This window comes from Klebsiella sp. AqSCr, from assembly GCF_008452795.1.
Taxonomy (GTDB): domain Bacteria; phylum Pseudomonadota; class Gammaproteobacteria; order Enterobacterales; family Enterobacteriaceae; genus Klebsiella; species Klebsiella pneumoniae.
This window is the reverse complement of sequence record NZ_MJDM01000005.1, coordinates 707640-722308: the sequence shown is the minus strand read 5'-3', so window position 1 is coordinate 722308 and position 14669 is coordinate 707640. Positions and strand designations below refer to the sequence as shown.

The window sequence follows — 14669 nt, the reverse complement described above, 5'->3', positions numbered from 1 at the left end:
CTATTTGCTATAACGTCTGCCGAAAAAAACTGCATTTACAGGGATCTCTCTATGCGTACTCGCGTTTTACTGAAAGTCGCCGCTCTGGCGGGAATATTGGCGTTGACCGGCTGTGCGGCGAAAGTGGCGCAACCGGATCAGTATTCGGGCTTCTTAAAAGATTATTCCAGTTTGAAAGAAACGACCTCTGCCTCCGGCAAGCCGGAGCTGCGCTGGATCGATCCGAACTTCAATCCGGCCAACTATGACAATATTGTTTATCACCCGGTGACCTACTATCCGGTACCGAAGCCGACCACCCAGGTAGGGGAGAAGGCGCTGCAGGATATTCTTAACTACACCAACAAAGAGCTGAAACAGGCTATTTCCGAGCGTAAACCGCTGGCCACTACCGCCGGCAAGCGCAGCCTCATCTTCCGCGGGGCGATCACCGGGGTGGACTCCAGCAAAGAGGGGCTGCAGTTCTATGAAGTGATCCCGGTCGCTATGATTGTCGCCGGCACCCAGGCCGCCACCGGCCATCGTACCATGGACACCGATCTGTACTTTGAGGCGGAGGTCATTGACGCCAGCACCAATAAGCCGGTCATCAAGGTCGTTCGTAAAGGGGAAGGCAAAACCCTGGCGAATGAGAATACACCGCTGACCGTCGATACCCTGAAGCAGGTTATCGATGATATGGCGGTCGACGCCGTTAAATTCGATCCCTCTCAGCGTTAATCGTGCCAGCGCCGTCTGACGACGGCGCTGGTTTTCTTCAGCCTCCTCAGGCCAGCCTTCGGCGCAGCAATAGCTGTTCCGGTTTGGCAAACATCACCAGGTTACCCAGCAGGATCAGCGCCAGCCCGATCACGGCGCTGCTGTGCCAGACATACCCTTCATAGACGGTGGAAATGGATAAGGCGACCAGCGGAAACAGCAGCGTACTGTAGGCGGCTTTGCTGGCGCCGATGCGCCCAACGAGAGTGAAATAGGCGCCAAAGGCGATGACCGAGCCGAACAGCGCCAGGTAAAGCAGGGCGCCCAGATAGCTGACGGTCCATTCTGGCATAAAGTTATCGCCGCGCAGCAGAGCGATCGCCCCCATCACCAGCGTGCCGTAGAGCATCGCCCAGCTGTTGGTGGTCAGCGTTTCCAGCCCGCGGCGCTGGTGGCGAATACTGAACATATTGCCGAGCGAAAAACCGTAGGTGCCCAGGGCGCTCAGCCCGATCCCCCACAGCAGCGAGGCGTTCAGTCCGTTGGCCAGCAGGTCGTCCCAGAACAGGATGACGATACCGGCGAGACCCAGCGCGGCGGCGGCCCAGAAGCGGCCCGGCGGCTGCTGGCGAAAAAAGAGAAAGCTGTTGATGGCGTTAAACAGTACCGCCATCGAAAAGATCACCGATTCCAGACCGGTATTGATCCAGGCGGCGGCGGTATAAAAACACCAGAAATTAAAGCAGAAGACGCAGCAGCCCTGCAGCAGGCAGCAGAGATGATCTTTCGCGCCCAGCGGCCGCAGGCGTCGTGTGACGAGCAGAATCGCCAGCATCGTGACGCTGGCTACGGCGAAACGCCAGAAAATCGATACCGGCGCGGCCACCGGTCCCTGTTGTAAAAAAATCGCAATCCACGTTGTACCCCAGATCACGACAACGAGTGCATAGAGTAATGCGTTCACCCTGGTTCTCCTCTACCTGTTGATGGGAGGAGTATGCCGGCTGCCGGCTGCTGCGGCTTTCACCGGTTTGTTGTCGGCTTGCAAATTCTTGCGCTTATTTGCCATCCGCTGGCGGTGAGGACTGGAAACCGCGCCGTAGTCTCCCTAGACTAGGGCTTTTACAGACAATGTGTGAAGACGATGGGTTACGGGACATTTGAAACATTACGGCGACAGAACGCGGTGCTGAAGGGAACCGTGGAGCTGAATTCCGGTATTCAACTGGCCGCCTGGTATAACAATTGCGATACCGTGACGGTGCGCAGCGACCATCATACTTTAAGTCTGTACGTGGCTGATGGCTACGAAAGCTATCAAAAGACGCCGCACGGCTGGAAAAATGGCGGCGGCCCGGATCGTTTTTGTCTGATGCCGAAAGGCGATGAAAGCGTATGGGATATCCGCGGCGATCTGTCGTTTGTGCATCTTTACTGTACCGATGCGCACCTGCGTCGCGTCGGCGAGGAGGTGTGGGACCGCAGCCCGGCGAACTTCACCCTGCAGGAAAAGACCTTCGCCAGCGATGATAAAATCACCGCAGTGTATCGTCAGTTTTTGCTGGCTAACGACTGGCGGCAGCCGGCGAACCAGCTGACCCTCAGCGCCGCCAGCAGCTTACTGCTCACCCATCTGATCCAGCACTATTCCACCGTGCAGTGGCGTTTGCCGACGGTCACCGGCGGGCTGGCGCCAGGCGTAAAGCGTCACGTACTGGCCTGGATCGATGCTCATCTCGATCAGCCCTTGACCCTGGCCGACCTGGCGCAGCAGGCGGGTCTGAGTGAGTTTCATTTTGCTCGTATGTTTCGTCAGTCGCTAAATATGGCTCCGCATCAGTACGTCATGCAGCAGCGAATGGCGAAGGCGCAAAACCTGATCTGCCATAGCGCGCTGCCGTTAACCGAGATAGCGCTGGCCTGTGGTTTTAGCTCCCCCAGCCATTTCAGCCATCGGGTCAAAGCCGCCACCGGCCTGACGCCCTCCCAGCTACGGGCGGCGCAGCGCGGATAGCACGCCGTAACTCACCCCGCCGAGCACCACGCCCCAGAAGGCGGAGCCAATTCCCGCCAGCGTCACCCCGCTGGCGGTGACCAGGAAGGTTAACACCGCCGCATCGCGTTCACTGGCCTGATGCACCGCCTGAAACAGACTCCCGCCGATGGTGCCGAGCAGCGCCAGACCCGCCAGCATCTGGATCCACGCCGGCGGCAGGGCCGACATCAGGGCGGTGATTGACCCGCCGAACAGACCGGCCAGCAGATAAAAACCGCCCGCGGCTATGGCCGCCAGCCAGCGCTGGTTCGGATCCGGGTGCGCCTCCGGGCTCTGGCATATGGCGGCGGTGATCGCCGCGATGCAGATGGAATAAACCCCAAACGGCGCCAGCAGTAGTGCCAACCCCCCGCAAACGACGATCAGTGCGGAGACCGGTACGGTATAGCCTGATGCCTGCAGGGTGGCGAACCCCGGAGCGTTCTGCGAGGCCATGGTGACGAGGAAGAACGGCAGACCGACGCTGAGCAAAAGCGCCGGAGTAAACTGCGGGGCGACCCATTCCGGCGTCACAAATGCCAGCGGCACGGGGGCGCTAGCCACATCACCGGACGCCGCCGCAATCAGCGCTCCAATCACCAGCGCGGCCACCACGGCGAAGCGGGGCCACAGCGCTTTACACAGCAGCCAGGCGGCGAGCATCCCGCCGCACAGCGGCAGATGATCCTGTAAGCCGGCGAAGGCCTGCAAACCAAACCGTAGCAGGATCCCAGCCAGCATCGCGGCGGCCAGCGAATGGGGAATGATCTTCATCAGCCGGGCAAACAGGCCGGTGGCGCCGCAGATAACGATCAGCGCGTTGGCGAAAATAAAGATCCCCACGGCCTCGGCGAGGGTCACCCCCTGCAGGCCGCTAACTAACAGCGCAGCGCCCGGCGTTGACCAGGCGGTGAGCACAGGAACTTTCCGCCAGGCGCTCAGCGCGAGAGTACTGATGCCCATGGCGAGGCCAAGAGCCGTCATCCAGCCGGCGATCTGCCCGGGGGTAGCGCCGGCCGCGGCGGCGGCCTGCCAGATGATGGCGGCGGAGCTGGCGTACCCCACCAACACGGCGACGAAGCCAGCGAACAGAGTGGGAAGCGGAAGACTAAACGAGCGCATCGATGATTCTCATGTGCGTTATAACATCCATTCACTGTATCATTGTGCGTTATAACGCACAAGCGGTGGTTCGCGCAGCTACCCTGGGAGAAAAACTCGCCGCCAGTGGCGTACGATGCCGTTAAACGTCCTGAAAAAATCAGACAAATGGCGGTATACTTTGCGCAGTAAAAACGGGAGGAAGGATGAATATTGCGCAACATCTGGCGGCAACGCTTAAAACCCTGCGCCAGCAGCGAGGCTGGAGCCTGTCGCGACTGGCGGAAGAGACCGGGGTGTCGAAAGCCATGCTCGGGCAGATTGAGCGGAATGAATCAAGTCCAACGGTGGCGACGCTGTGGAAGATTGCCACCGGGCTGAACGTACCGTTTTCGGCGTTCATCGTCCCGGACGCCAGCGCCGCGCCCTCCGCGTTTGATCCGCAGCAGCAGGCGATGGTGGTGACGCCAGTATTCCCGTGGGATCCCGAGCTGCGCTTTGACCATTTTTCGATAACCCTTGCCCCCGGCGCGCTGAGCGAATCAACGCCGCATGAGAAAGGGGTGATTGAGCATGTGGTAGTGATAAGTGGTACGCTGGATTTGTGCTTACAAGGGGAGTGGCACTCGCTGCAGGCGGGTGAGGGTAGGCGTTTCGCCGGCGACGCGACGCATGCGTATCGTAACCGCGGCGCCCAGGCGGCCCATTTCCATTCTCTTATCCATTATCCAAAAGAAAAAACCGCGAGCGAACCCGCGGCCAGACAAGATGACTGATGATAACCACTCACAACGTGACGAGGAAAATCCGGAATACGTGATGACAGTACTCTTCGCCGTGATTTGAGGGAAATATCTTTTCCATCAATACTTTGTTGAAAAGTGAAAATTCGTCGTCGTGTGACGGCGGAAAAGGTTTTCGTCTGCGCCCGGTTCTGACTACAATAGCCGCCATTTCGACCCCCTTATACTGGATAACAACACGCGTATGCGCCTGCACAATCATCGTCTTGAACTTCTTAGTCCTGCCCGCGACGCCGGTATCGCTCGCGAAGCGATCCTTCACGGCGCCGATGCCGTTTACATCGGTGGACCTGGCTTTGGTGCCCGCCACAACGCCAGCAACAGTCTGAGCGATATCGCCGGGCTGGTGCCTTTCGCTCATCGCTTTGGCGCAAAGGTATTTGTGACGCTGAACACCATTCTGCATGACGATGAACTGGAGCCGGCGCAGCGGCTGATTACCGATCTCTACGACGCAGGCGTCGATGCGCTGATCGTCCAGGATATGGGGATCATGGAGCTGGATCTGCCGCCGATTGAGCTGCACGCCAGCACCCAGTGCGATATTCGCAGTGTGGAAAAAGCGAAGTTTCTCTCCGACGCCGGCTTCAGTCAGATCGTGCTGGCGCGCGAACTGAACCTCAGTCAAATCAAAGCCATTTACGACCACACTGACGCCACTATCGAATTCTTTATCCATGGCGCGCTGTGCGTGGCCTATTCCGGGCAGTGTTACATTTCGCACGCCCAGACCGGACGCAGCGCCAACCGCGGCGACTGCTCGCAGGCTTGCCGCTTGCCGTATACCCTGAAGGACGATCAGGGGCGGGTGGTGGCCTATGAGAAACATCTCCTGTCGATGAAGGATAACGATCAGACCGCCAACCTGGCGGCGCTGATCGACGCTGGCGTACGCTCCTTCAAAATTGAAGGCCGTTACAAAGACATGAGTTATGTGAAAAACATCACTGCGCACTACCGTCAAATGCTGGATGCCATTATCGAAGATCGCGGCGACCTGGCGCGCGCCTCGGCTGGACGCACTGAGCATTTCTTTATCCCGTCCACGGATAAAACCTTCCACCGGGGCAGCACTGACTACTTTGTTAATGCCCGCAAAGGCGATATCGGCGCCTTTGATTCGCCGAAATTTATCGGCCTGCCGGTAGGTGAAGTTCTGAAGGTAGGCAAAGACCATCTCGACGTTGAAGTCAGTGAACCGTTAACCAACGGCGATGGTCTCAACGTGATGATTAAGCGCGAAGTGGTGGGCTTCCGTGCTAATACCGTGGAAAAAACCGGCGAAAACCGTTATCGGGTATGGCCGAACGAGATGCCAGCGGATCTGCATAAAGTGCGCCCCCATCAGCCGCTCAACCGCAACCTCGATCATAACTGGCAACAGGCGCTGCTAAAGACCTCCAGCGAACGCCGCATCGCGGTAGATGTGACGTTGAGCGGCTGGCAGGAGCAGCTGGTTCTCACCATGACCTGTGAAGATGGCGTCAGCGTGACCCACACCCTTGACGGGGAGTTCGCCGAAGCTAACCAGGCGGAGAAAGCGCTGGCCAACCTGCGTGACGGTGTCACAAAACTGGGGCAAACCATCTACTATGCGCGCGAGGTGCAGGTTAATCTGCCGCCGCTGTTTGTGCCCAACAGCCTGCTCAACCAGCTGCGTCGGGAAACTGCGGAGATGCTGGATGAAGCGCGCCTCAACGCCTGGCAGCGCGGCACCCGCAAGCCGGTCTCCGTACCGCCGCCGGTCTACCCTGAGACCCATCTCTCCTTCCTCGCCAACGTCTATAACCACAAGGCGCGGGCGTTCTACCAGCGCTATGGCGTACAGCTGATCGACGCCGCCTATGAAGCGCACGAAGAGAAGGGCGATGTGCCGGTGATGATCACTAAGCATTGTTTGCGGTTCGCCTTCAACCTCTGCCCGAAGCAGGCGAAAGGCTCCATCAAGAGCTGGAAAGCCACGCCGATGCAGCTGATCCATGGCGATGAGGTCCTGACCCTGAAGTTTGACTGCCGTCCGTGCGAAATGCACGTGGTCGGCAAGATCAAAAACCATATCCTCAAAATGCCGCACCCGGGCAGCATTGTGGCCTCCGTCAGCCCGGACGATCTGATGAAGACGCTGCCGAAGCGCAAAGGGGCCTGATTCGAGTCGATGCTATTGGCAGGATGCCCGCGGTTTACGGTCGTCCTGCCAGCGGTGATGTTCGCGCAGGTCTGCGGCGGCCTCCTCGTGCTGGCTGCGAAGCTCATCGCTATCCGCTTCGTTCAGCAGCTGCTGTTCGAGACTTTGCACCGGAAAGTACTCGTGTCCCTGACGATGGGCCAACAGATGCCCGGAAAATAATGCGCACAGCAACAGCAGGGCGCTTATGCTTCTCTTTAACATACCTTTTCTCGACGGAACAATGGCGTGGACATACTATGTCAGGCGCAATGCAGGCTTTTTTTCGGGCATCTCAAAGAACGGCAAGAGTTTGTCAACGATGGCTGACGAAGGATGAAAAAAGGCCTGACGCGGAAGCCAGGCCAGAGTGTTACGCTTTCGGCGGCAGCGGTTTCCCGCTGTGCTCGCTCCCTTTTGGCGGCTGCTTGCCGTTGTGCTGCGGCTGTTTACCGTCGTGCTGCGGCTGTTTGCCGTCTCGTTGTGGCTGTTTGCTGTTGTATTGCGCTTGCTTACCTTCGTGTTGGCCGTTTTTCACCGGCGGTTTACCCTGATGCTGCGCGCCTTTTTCCGGCGGCGGCGGCGGGTTGTCGGCAGCAAAAGCCCATGACGACATTCCAAGCGTCATTACGGCGGAGAGTAAAGCTAACTTCTTCATAGCAATATCCTTTCTTCAGATGTATCACCGTATTTCATCAGGCAAAAGTGAAGATAAGATGGAGAAGTCCCTTTTCGGACCTCTCTGCATCCCACTCAGACTTTTAGCCCTGCGGCGGTCATCAGCAGGCGAAACAGCAAGCTTATGGCGGCCAGCGTCAGTACGCTGCCTCCCCAGAGCGCGATCAGCCACAGCAGACGTTTAGGCCAGGCAGTATGCATCAGTGATATCCCTCCCCGGGCTGAACTTTGCCGCGGAACACGTAATAGCTCCAGCAGGTGTAGCCAAGAATGACCGGAATAATCAGCAGGGCGCCCACCAGCATAAAGCCCTGGCTTTGCGGGGGAGCGGCAGCCTGCCACAGCGTGATGGCCGGCGGGATAATATGCGGCCAGATGCTGATCCCCAGTCCGCTGAAGCCGAGAAAGACCAGGCCCAGCGTCAGCGTGAAGGGCGAAACATGGCGGTCGCGCTGATGCAGCGTGCGCCACAGCCAGCCGCTAACGAGGATCACCAGCAGCGGCACCGGCAGCAGGAAATAGAGATTCGGCAGGCTGAACCAGCGGGCAGCAATCGCCGTGTGCGCCAGCGGAGTCCACAGGCTGATGACGGCAAACACCGCCAGCAGGGCACCCAGCAACCGCCGCGATGCGCTGCGCATTCTCTGCTGCAGCGCGCCTTCACTTTTCATCACCAGCCAGGTGGCGCCGAGCAGCGCATAGGCCACGCATAGTCCGAGTCCGCAGAACAGGCTGAACGGGGTCAGCCAGTCAAACATGCCGCCGCTGAAGGCGCGACCGCTGACGGTGAAACCGTTGATCACCGACCCGACCACCACGCCCTGGCTGAAGGTTGCCAGCAGGGAGCCGCCAAAAAAGGCGCGATCCCAGAATGGCCGGTGCGACGGCGTAGCCTGGAAGCGAAACTCAAAGGCGACGCCGCGAAAAATCAGGCCGATCAGCATCAGGGTCAGGGGGATCGACAGGGCGTCGATGATCACCGCGTAGGCGAGGGGAAAGGCGCCAAACAGGCCGGCGCCGCCGAGCACCAGCCAGGTTTCATTGCCATCCCATACCGGCGCGACGCTGTTGACCATTACGTCGCGATCCCCGCCGCCCCGCACCGTGCTGAACAGCAGGCCGATGCCCAGATCAAAGCCATCCATGACGATGTACATCAGCGTGGCAAAGACGATAATCACGAACCAGATCACCGATAATTCGATACCCATTAGCGGGACTCCTTCTGCAGATAACCTTCAGTGGCGGCGGACAGCGGGCGGGCTGGCGTACCGGTTGTCGCCGGGAGCATCTCCTGCGGCCCCTTGCGGATCAGGCGCAGCATATAGCTGTAGCCGACGCCGAAGACGGCGCTGTACACTACGATAAAGGTCAATAAACTGACCGACATATGCAGATCGCCATGAGCGGAAACGGCATCGGCGGTGCGCTGAACGCCATACACCACCCAGGGTTGGCGGCCCACCTCGGTGGTCACCCAGCCGGCGAGAATAGCGATCAGGCCGGATGGCCCCATCCACAGGGCAAAACGCAGAAACGGCCGCGAGTGGTATAGCCGGTCGCCGCGACGCAGCCACAGGGCCAGCACGCCCAGCAGCAGCATCAACATGCCCAGCCCGGCCATCAGGCGAAATGACCAGAACACCACAGTAGAATTCGGGCGCTCCTCAGGAGCGAACTCTTTCAACGCCGGCACCTGTTTATCAAGACTGTGGGTGAGGATCAGACTGCCCAGGGCCGGGATCTCAAGCCCGTAGCGGGTGCGCTGCTGGTCCATATCGGGCCAGCCAAACAGCAGCAACGGCGTTGGCTCACCCGGCGGATTTTCCCAGTGCCCCTCAATGGCGGCGATTTTCGCCGGCTGGTGCTGCAGGGTATTCAGGCCATGCATATCGCCGATCAGCGCCTGGACGGGGGCGACCAGCAGCGTCATCCATAGCGCCATCGAGAACATCTTACGGATCGCCGGCGACTGATTGCCGCGCAGCAGATGCCAGGCCGCCGAGGCGCCGACAAACAGCGCGCTACTGAGAAACGCCGCTACTGTCATATGCAATAATCGGTAGGGGAACGACGGATTAAAGATCACCGCCAGCCAGTCGACGGGCACGACCTGGCCATCAACGATCTCAAACCCCTGCGGGGTCTGCATCCAGCTGTTAGAGGCGAGGATCCAGAAGGTGGAGATGATAGTACCCAGCGCCACCATGCAGGTGGCGAAAAAGTGCAGCCCCGGCCCCACGCGGTTCCAGCCGAAAAGCATCACCCCGAGGAAGCCCGCTTCCAGAAAAAATGCCGTCAGGACTTCATAGGTCAGCAGAGGGCCGGTTATGCTGCCTGCAAACTGTGAGAAACCGCTCCAGTTGGTGCCGAACTGGTAGGCCATCACCAGCCCGGAAACGACCCCCATACCGAAGTTGACGGCGAAAATCTTCGACCAGAAATGGTACAGCGAGCGCCAGACGGGATTTTTGGTTTTTAGCCATAAGCCTTCGAGCACCGCCAGATAGCTGGCCAGTCCGATGGTAATGGCGGGGAAGATAATATGAAATGAGACCGTAAAAGCGAATTGAACTCGCGCCAGATGGAATGCATCAAGACCGAACATGCAGGACTCCACAACAAAATTGATTCAGCGCAATTTTAGGTGGAGTGACGACTGAGGGGCAGAGGCAGTCACGCCATTTTTTATCATAACAGTTGGCCGCTGTTATGATTTTTCAGCTGTTGCCAGGGCGAGAAAATATCCTTGAGCAACCTTGATTAATCCCTGCGGAAGGTGATTAGGCGTCTATTCCGCTGTCTGTCATGTTATTGCTAACGGCTGGCTACGCGGCCCTGCCGCCGGTATGGCGTAGTCACCTGGTCGGCATAATATATCCTTACCACCCGCCGTAGCTCATATTTTGGCTTACGAAATCCGCCACGGATTTTTACTCTGATTTATTGTCACTCATTAGTATGAGAATAAGTAAAAACGCTGAGCCGGTTAATCGTAAATTAAATAATAATAAATTGTCGGCTCCGCGGCTAATTTGTACTGTATGAGCTCGGGAATAAATAAAAGGGAATGCCAATGTCTGAAAAAGGATTACAGAGTCTGTGCATTACGCTTGGCGTAATGATTATCTTCTGGTTTGTTTTAATCTCGCTATTCTGGGTGGTGATATTTTAAACCCATCTCGTGCTATCACGGCGACGCGGCCGCCGCTGCAGATATAACAGTTACAGGAAACTATGATTTTTTTATAACTGATATATGATAATGGGACGTTATCGTACGGGGACGGCCGCAATGAAAAAGTATCAACAGTTGGCGCAGCAACTGACCGAGCAGATCGCCCTTGGCGTCTGGTTGCCTGGCGATCGGCTGCCGTCGCTGCGCGAGCAGGTGATCAGCAGCGGCATGAGCTTTATGACCGTCAGCCATGCCTATCAGCTGCTGGAAAGCCAGGGGCGCATCGTCGCCCGTCCGCAGTCGGGTTATTATGTTGCCCCCCAGCCGGTGAAGCTCCGCCAGCCGGCGCCGCCTGCCCAGGTCACTCGCGATGAAGCCGTCGATATCAATACCTATATCTTTGAGGTGCTCCAGGCCAGCCGCCAGGCGTCGATGCTGCCCTTTGCCTCGGCCTTTCCGGACCCGCGTCTCTTCCCGCTGCAGCAGCTCAACCGCTCGCTGGCGCAGGTGAGTAAAACCGCCACCGCCATGAGCGTCATTGAGAATCTGCCGCCGGGCAATGCAGAACTTCGGCATGCCATTGCCCGTCGCTATGCCCTGCAGGGGATGAACGTCTCGCCGGACGAGATCGTCATCACCGCCGGGGCGCTGGAGGCGCTTAACCTCAGCCTGCAGGCGGTGACCGAGCCGGGAGACTGGGTGGTGGTGGAAAACCCCTGCTTCTACGGCGCCCTGCAGGCGCTAGAGAGGCTGCGTTTGAAAGCATTGTCGGTAGCCACTGACGTCAGGGAAGGCATTGATCTGACGGCGCTGGAGGCGGCCCTGCAAAACTATCCGGTGAAGGCCTGCTGGCTGATGACCAACGGCCAGAATCCGCTCGGCTTCACCCTCAGCGCTGAAAAAAAAGCGGCGCTGGTGGCGCTGCTGGCGCGCTATAACGTGATGTTGATCGAAGATGATGTCTATAGCGAGCTCTATTTTGGCCGCGAAAAGCCGTTACCGGCGAAGTTCTGGGATCGCCAGGAGATGACGCTGCACTGCAGCTCGTTCTCAAAATGTCTGGTACCCGGCTTTCGTATCGGCTGGGTGGCGGCCGGCAAACAGGCGCGGCGGATCCAGCAGCTCCAGCTGATGAGTACGCTTTCCACCAGTTCGCCGATGCAGTTAGCCCTGGTGGATTACCTGTCCACCAAGCGCTATGACGCCCACCTGCGCCGTCTACGTCGTCAGCTGGCGGAGCGTAAACAGCAGGCCTGGCAGGCGCTGCTGCGCCATCTGCCGCCGGAGGTCATCGTCCACCACAGCGACAGCGGCTACTTTCTGTGGATCGAACTACCGGAAGGGGCCGACGCTAGCGCACTTAGCGCCCGGGCGCTGGCGTCGCACATCAGTATTGCCCCAGGGAAAATGTTCTCCACCTCCGACAACTGGACCTCGTTTTTCCGTTTTAATACCGCCTGGGGCTGGGGGGAACGCGAAGAGCAGGGGGTGAAGCGCCTGGGGGAGCTTATTCGCGAACAGCTTGCCTGACCCTGTCGTTTATTTTTCTCATCATAAACATTCTGCGAAAATAAGCGAAAGAGGATTTTTATCGAGGCCGGTCATTATTTTACCGGCGCTCACCATAGGAAATATGCATACCCCTCCTCATTCCCTAACTCGTTGTCTATAATCCATAAAGTCCTGCTTGTGTTGGCGATTTTTACGTAATGCGTCCCGGGTCACAACCTGAATAAATTCCCCTGGGGGCGTTAATCCGCTGACTACCCTTATTTCAGGAGATATTTTTACGGCACGGCTGCCGCTAATTCCTTTGTGACAGGAGTAACACCTGATGAGCAAAAAAATTGCCCGTTGCAGCCTTTATGTGCTGGGTATGGCTTGTTTGACCGTTCAGGCGGCAGAGCCGCTCACCTCGCTGGATAAACCGGAAGGGCGGCTCGATATTATTGCCTGGCCGGGATATATCGAACGCGGTCAGACCGACAAACAGTACGACTGGGTGAGTCAGTTCGAAAAGGACACCGGTTGCCAGGTTAATGTCAAAACCGCTGGCACCTCTGACGAGATGGTCAGTCTGATGGCCAAAGGCGGCTACGATCTGGTCACCGCCTCGGGTGATGCTTCGCTGCGCCTGATCATGGGCAAACGCGTGCAGCCGATCAACACGGCGCTGATTGCCGGCTGGGGCTCCCTTGATCCGCGTATTGCGAAGGGGGCGTGGTTTAACGTCGGCGGTAAAGTCTATGGCACGCCGTATCAGTGGGGGCCGAACCTGCTGATGTACAACACCCGCGTATTCCCGACGCCGCCGGACAGCTGGCGCGTGGTGTTCGTCAAGCAGGATCTACCGGATGGTAAAACCAACCAGGGGCGGGTGCAGGCCTATGATGGCCCGATCTATATCGCCGACGCCGCGCTGTTTGTCAAAGCCACCCAGCCGCAGCTGGGGATCGAAGACCCCTATCAACTGACCGAAACCCAGTACAACGCGGTGCTGAAAGTCCTGCGCGACCAGCAACCGCTGATCCATCGCTACTGGCATGACGCCACCGTACAGATGAACGACTTCAAAAACGAAGGGGTAGCCGCCTCCAGTTCGTGGCCCTATCAAGCCAACGGCCTGAAGGCGGAAGGCCAGCCGGTCGCCACCGTGTTCCCGAAGGAGGGGGTAACCGGCTGGGCGGATACCACCATGCTGCACAGCGAGGCGAAGCACCCGGTCTGCGCCTATAAATGGATGAACTGGTCGCTCACGCCGAAGGTGCAGGGCGATGTGGCGGCATGGTTCGGTTCGCTGCCGGTGGTGCCTGAGGGCTGTAAAGCCAGCGCGCTGCTCGGTGATAAAGGCTGTGAGACCAACGGCTATGAGCAGTTTAACCGCATTCACTTCTGGAAAACGCCGGTTGCGGAAGGCGGGAAATACGTGCCCTATAGCCGCTGGACTCAGGACTATATTGCGATAATGGGCGGCCGCTAAGGATCGGAGGCAAACAATGACGTACGCGGTCGAGTTCCAGAATGTATCGCGCCTGTATGGCGATGTGCGGGCGGTGGATGGGGTTAGCATTGGCATACGCGATGGAGAATTTTTCTCGATGCTGGGTCCGTCCGGCTCGGGTAAAACCACCTGCCTGCGGCTGATTGCCGGTTTTGAGCAGCTCTCCGGCGGAACCATCCATATCTTTGGTCAGCCGGCCAGCGAACTGCCGCCCTGGCAGCGGGATGTGAATACCGTGTTCCAGGACTACGCGCTATTTCCCCATATGTCGATCCTTGACAACGTCGCTTACGGCCTGATGGTCAAAGGCATGGCGAAGAAAGCGCGCCATGCCCGCGCCCAGGAGGCGCTGGAGAAGGTGGCCCTTGGCTTTGCTCATCATCGCAAGCCCTCCCAGCTCTCCGGCGGCCAGCGGCAGCGGGTCGCGATTGCCCGGGCGCTGGTGAACCAGCCTCGGGTGCTGCTGCTCGATGAGCCGCTGGGCGCCCTGGATTTGAAACTACGCGAGCAGATGCAGGTGGAGCTGAAAAAGCTGCAGCAGTCGCTGGGGATCACCTTCATCTTCGTGACCCACGACCAGAGCGAAGCGCTGTCGATGTCGGATCGCGTGGCGGTGTTTAACAACGGGCGCATTGAGCAGGTGGATGCCCCGCAGGATCTCTATCTGCACCCCAGGACCGCATTTGTGGCCGGTTTTGTCGGCACCGCCAACGTTTTTGCAGCCGAGGCGGCCCGACGATTGTGCGGGATGGCGGGCAGCTGGTCGCTGCGTCCGGAGCATGTTCGCCTGCAGGGCGGCGGCGAGGTGCAGGTGCAGGGTGTGGTGCAGGCGGTGCAGTATCAGGGGGCGGCGACGCGGATCGAGCTCCGCCTCGCGGATGGCGACAAACTGCTGGTCAGCCAGGCCAACATCGATGGCGCGGCGGCGGCCAGCGTTCCGCGAACCGGGGAAATAGTACAGGCGTCATGGTCGCGCTCGGCGATGACCCCGCTGGAAAGCGGAGGCTGAG

15 protein-coding genes are annotated in these 14669 nt (G+C 58.6%); 7 read left to right on the top strand and 8 right to left on the bottom strand.

Going from position 1 to position 14669, the window contains the following annotated elements; all coding sequences use genetic code 11:
- The first annotated feature begins 51 nt into the window (after nt 1–51).
- Complete coding sequence (locus tag BHE81_RS07395) at nt 52–720, top strand: DUF3313 domain-containing protein (RefSeq protein ID WP_004184252.1); 669 nt, start codon at nt 52–54, stop codon at nt 718–720.
- Nucleotides 721–766: 46 nt separating this feature from the next.
- Here BHE81_RS07395 and BHE81_RS07390 read toward each other — a convergent pair whose 3' ends face one another.
- On the bottom strand, nt 767–1663 hold the full coding sequence (locus BHE81_RS07390) for a DMT family transporter (RefSeq protein WP_004180146.1): 897 nt from the start codon (nt 1661–1663) through the stop codon (nt 767–769).
- 180 nt (nt 1664–1843) lie between these two features.
- Here BHE81_RS07390 and BHE81_RS07385 point away from each other — a divergent pair, with 180 nt between their 5' ends.
- Nucleotides 1844–2713 (top strand): AraC family transcriptional regulator, encoded by an 870-nt coding sequence (locus BHE81_RS07385; protein WP_004151213.1) that lies wholly within the window; start codon nt 1844–1846, stop codon nt 2711–2713.
- Here BHE81_RS07385 and BHE81_RS07380 read toward each other — a convergent pair.
- The gene (locus tag BHE81_RS07380; RefSeq protein ID WP_023301873.1) at nt 2690–3856 is read right to left on the bottom strand and encodes a benzoate/H(+) symporter BenE family transporter; all 1167 of its coding nucleotides are present in this window, start codon (nt 3854–3856) and stop codon (nt 2690–2692) included. The two genes, BHE81_RS07385 and BHE81_RS07380, sit on opposite strands and share 24 nt — an antisense overlap.
- Nucleotides 3857–4041: 185 nt before the next feature.
- Here BHE81_RS07380 and BHE81_RS07375 point away from each other — a divergent pair, with 185 nt between their 5' ends.
- Entirely contained in the window at nt 4042–4611 is a 570-nt protein-coding gene (locus BHE81_RS07375; RefSeq protein WP_002907473.1) for a helix-turn-helix domain-containing protein, read from the top strand.
- A 10-nt stretch (nt 4612–4621) separates the two neighbouring features.
- On the opposite strand, the gene BHE81_RS07370 is transcribed toward BHE81_RS07375, so the two are convergent.
- Nucleotides 4622–4789: a hypothetical protein gene (locus BHE81_RS07370; protein ID WP_032409955.1), complete on the bottom strand. Its 168-nt coding sequence runs from the start codon at nt 4787–4789 to the stop codon at nt 4622–4624.
- Nucleotides 4790–4822: 33 nt separating this feature from the next.
- Between BHE81_RS07370 and BHE81_RS07365 the strand changes: the two genes are divergently transcribed.
- Nucleotides 4823–6784, top strand: a complete 1962-nt coding sequence (locus BHE81_RS07365; protein ID WP_002907469.1) for a peptidase U32 family protein — start codon at nt 4823–4825, stop codon at nt 6782–6784.
- 12 nt (nt 6785–6796) lie between these two features.
- On the opposite strand, the gene BHE81_RS07360 is transcribed toward BHE81_RS07365, so the two are convergent.
- From BHE81_RS07360 to BHE81_RS07340, 5 genes are all read right to left on the bottom strand, one after another.
- A complete protein-coding gene (locus BHE81_RS07360) occupies nt 6797–7027 on the bottom strand; it encodes a DUF2554 family protein (RefSeq protein WP_023301874.1) in 231 nt (76 codons plus the stop codon).
- A gap of 148 nt (nt 7028–7175) precedes the next feature.
- Nucleotides 7176–7460: a hypothetical protein gene (locus BHE81_RS07355; RefSeq protein ID WP_009307734.1), complete on the bottom strand. Its 285-nt coding sequence runs from the start codon at nt 7458–7460 to the stop codon at nt 7176–7178.
- A 95-nt stretch (nt 7461–7555) separates the two neighbouring features.
- Nucleotides 7556–7681, bottom strand: a complete 126-nt coding sequence (locus BHE81_RS07350) for a DUF2474 domain-containing protein (RefSeq protein WP_002907461.1) — start codon at nt 7679–7681, stop codon at nt 7556–7558.
- Entirely contained in the window at nt 7681–8691 is a 1011-nt protein-coding gene (cydB, locus tag BHE81_RS07345) for a cytochrome d ubiquinol oxidase subunit II (protein ID WP_023301875.1), read from the bottom strand. The genes BHE81_RS07350 and cydB overlap by 1 nt, the downstream gene beginning before the upstream one ends.
- Entirely contained in the window at nt 8691–10088 is a 1398-nt protein-coding gene (locus BHE81_RS07340) for a cytochrome ubiquinol oxidase subunit I (protein ID WP_023301876.1), read from the bottom strand. Before BHE81_RS07340 ends, cydB begins: the two co-directional genes overlap by 1 nt.
- Nucleotides 10089–10775: 687 nt before the next feature.
- Between BHE81_RS07340 and BHE81_RS07335 the strand changes: the two genes are divergently transcribed.
- From BHE81_RS07335 to BHE81_RS07325, 3 genes are all read left to right on the top strand, one after another.
- Nucleotides 10776–12188, top strand: a complete 1413-nt coding sequence (locus tag BHE81_RS07335; RefSeq protein ID WP_023301877.1) for a PLP-dependent aminotransferase family protein — start codon at nt 10776–10778, stop codon at nt 12186–12188.
- A 304-nt stretch (nt 12189–12492) separates the two neighbouring features.
- Nucleotides 12493–13638 (top strand): putative ABC transporter substrate-binding protein YdcS, encoded by a 1146-nt coding sequence (ydcS, locus tag BHE81_RS07330; RefSeq protein ID WP_110246339.1) that lies wholly within the window; start codon nt 12493–12495, stop codon nt 13636–13638.
- A 16-nt stretch (nt 13639–13654) separates the two neighbouring features.
- Nucleotides 13655–14668: an ABC transporter ATP-binding protein gene (locus BHE81_RS07325; RefSeq protein WP_004184243.1), complete on the top strand. Its 1014-nt coding sequence runs from the start codon at nt 13655–13657 to the stop codon at nt 14666–14668.
- Nucleotide 14669: the final 1 nt, after the last annotated feature.

Coding starts and splice junctions, on each gene's coding strand:
- BHE81_RS07350 (WP_002907461.1), bottom strand. CDS start 7,681: ATGCATACTGCCTGGCCTAAACGTCTGCTGTGGCTGATCGCGCTCTGG.
- BHE81_RS07340 (WP_023301876.1), bottom strand. CDS start 10,088: ATGTTCGGTCTTGATGCATTCCATCTGGCGCGAGTTCAATTCGCTTTT.
- BHE81_RS07325 (WP_004184243.1), top strand. CDS start 13,655: ATGACGTACGCGGTCGAGTTCCAGAATGTATCGCGCCTGTATGGCGAT.
- BHE81_RS07370 (WP_032409955.1), bottom strand. CDS start 4,789: ATGGCGGCTATTGTAGTCAGAACCGGGCGCAGACGAAAACCTTTTCCG.
- BHE81_RS07395 (WP_004184252.1), top strand. CDS start 52: ATGCGTACTCGCGTTTTACTGAAAGTCGCCGCTCTGGCGGGAATATTG.
- ydcS (WP_110246339.1), top strand. CDS start 12,493: ATGAGCAAAAAAATTGCCCGTTGCAGCCTTTATGTGCTGGGTATGGCT.
- BHE81_RS07355 (WP_009307734.1), bottom strand. CDS start 7,460: ATGAAGAAGTTAGCTTTACTCTCCGCCGTAATGACGCTTGGAATGTCG.
- cydB (WP_023301875.1), bottom strand. CDS start 8,691: ATGGGTATCGAATTATCGGTGATCTGGTTCGTGATTATCGTCTTTGCC.
- BHE81_RS07365 (WP_002907469.1), top strand. CDS start 4,823: ATGCGCCTGCACAATCATCGTCTTGAACTTCTTAGTCCTGCCCGCGAC.
- BHE81_RS07335 (WP_023301877.1), top strand. CDS start 10,776: ATGAAAAAGTATCAACAGTTGGCGCAGCAACTGACCGAGCAGATCGCC.
- BHE81_RS07380 (WP_023301873.1), bottom strand. CDS start 3,856: ATGCGCTCGTTTAGTCTTCCGCTTCCCACTCTGTTCGCTGGCTTCGTC.
- BHE81_RS07360 (WP_023301874.1), bottom strand. CDS start 7,027: ATGTTAAAGAGAAGCATAAGCGCCCTGCTGTTGCTGTGCGCATTATTT.
- BHE81_RS07385 (WP_004151213.1), top strand. CDS start 1,844: ATGGGTTACGGGACATTTGAAACATTACGGCGACAGAACGCGGTGCTG.
- BHE81_RS07375 (WP_002907473.1), top strand. CDS start 4,042: ATGAATATTGCGCAACATCTGGCGGCAACGCTTAAAACCCTGCGCCAG.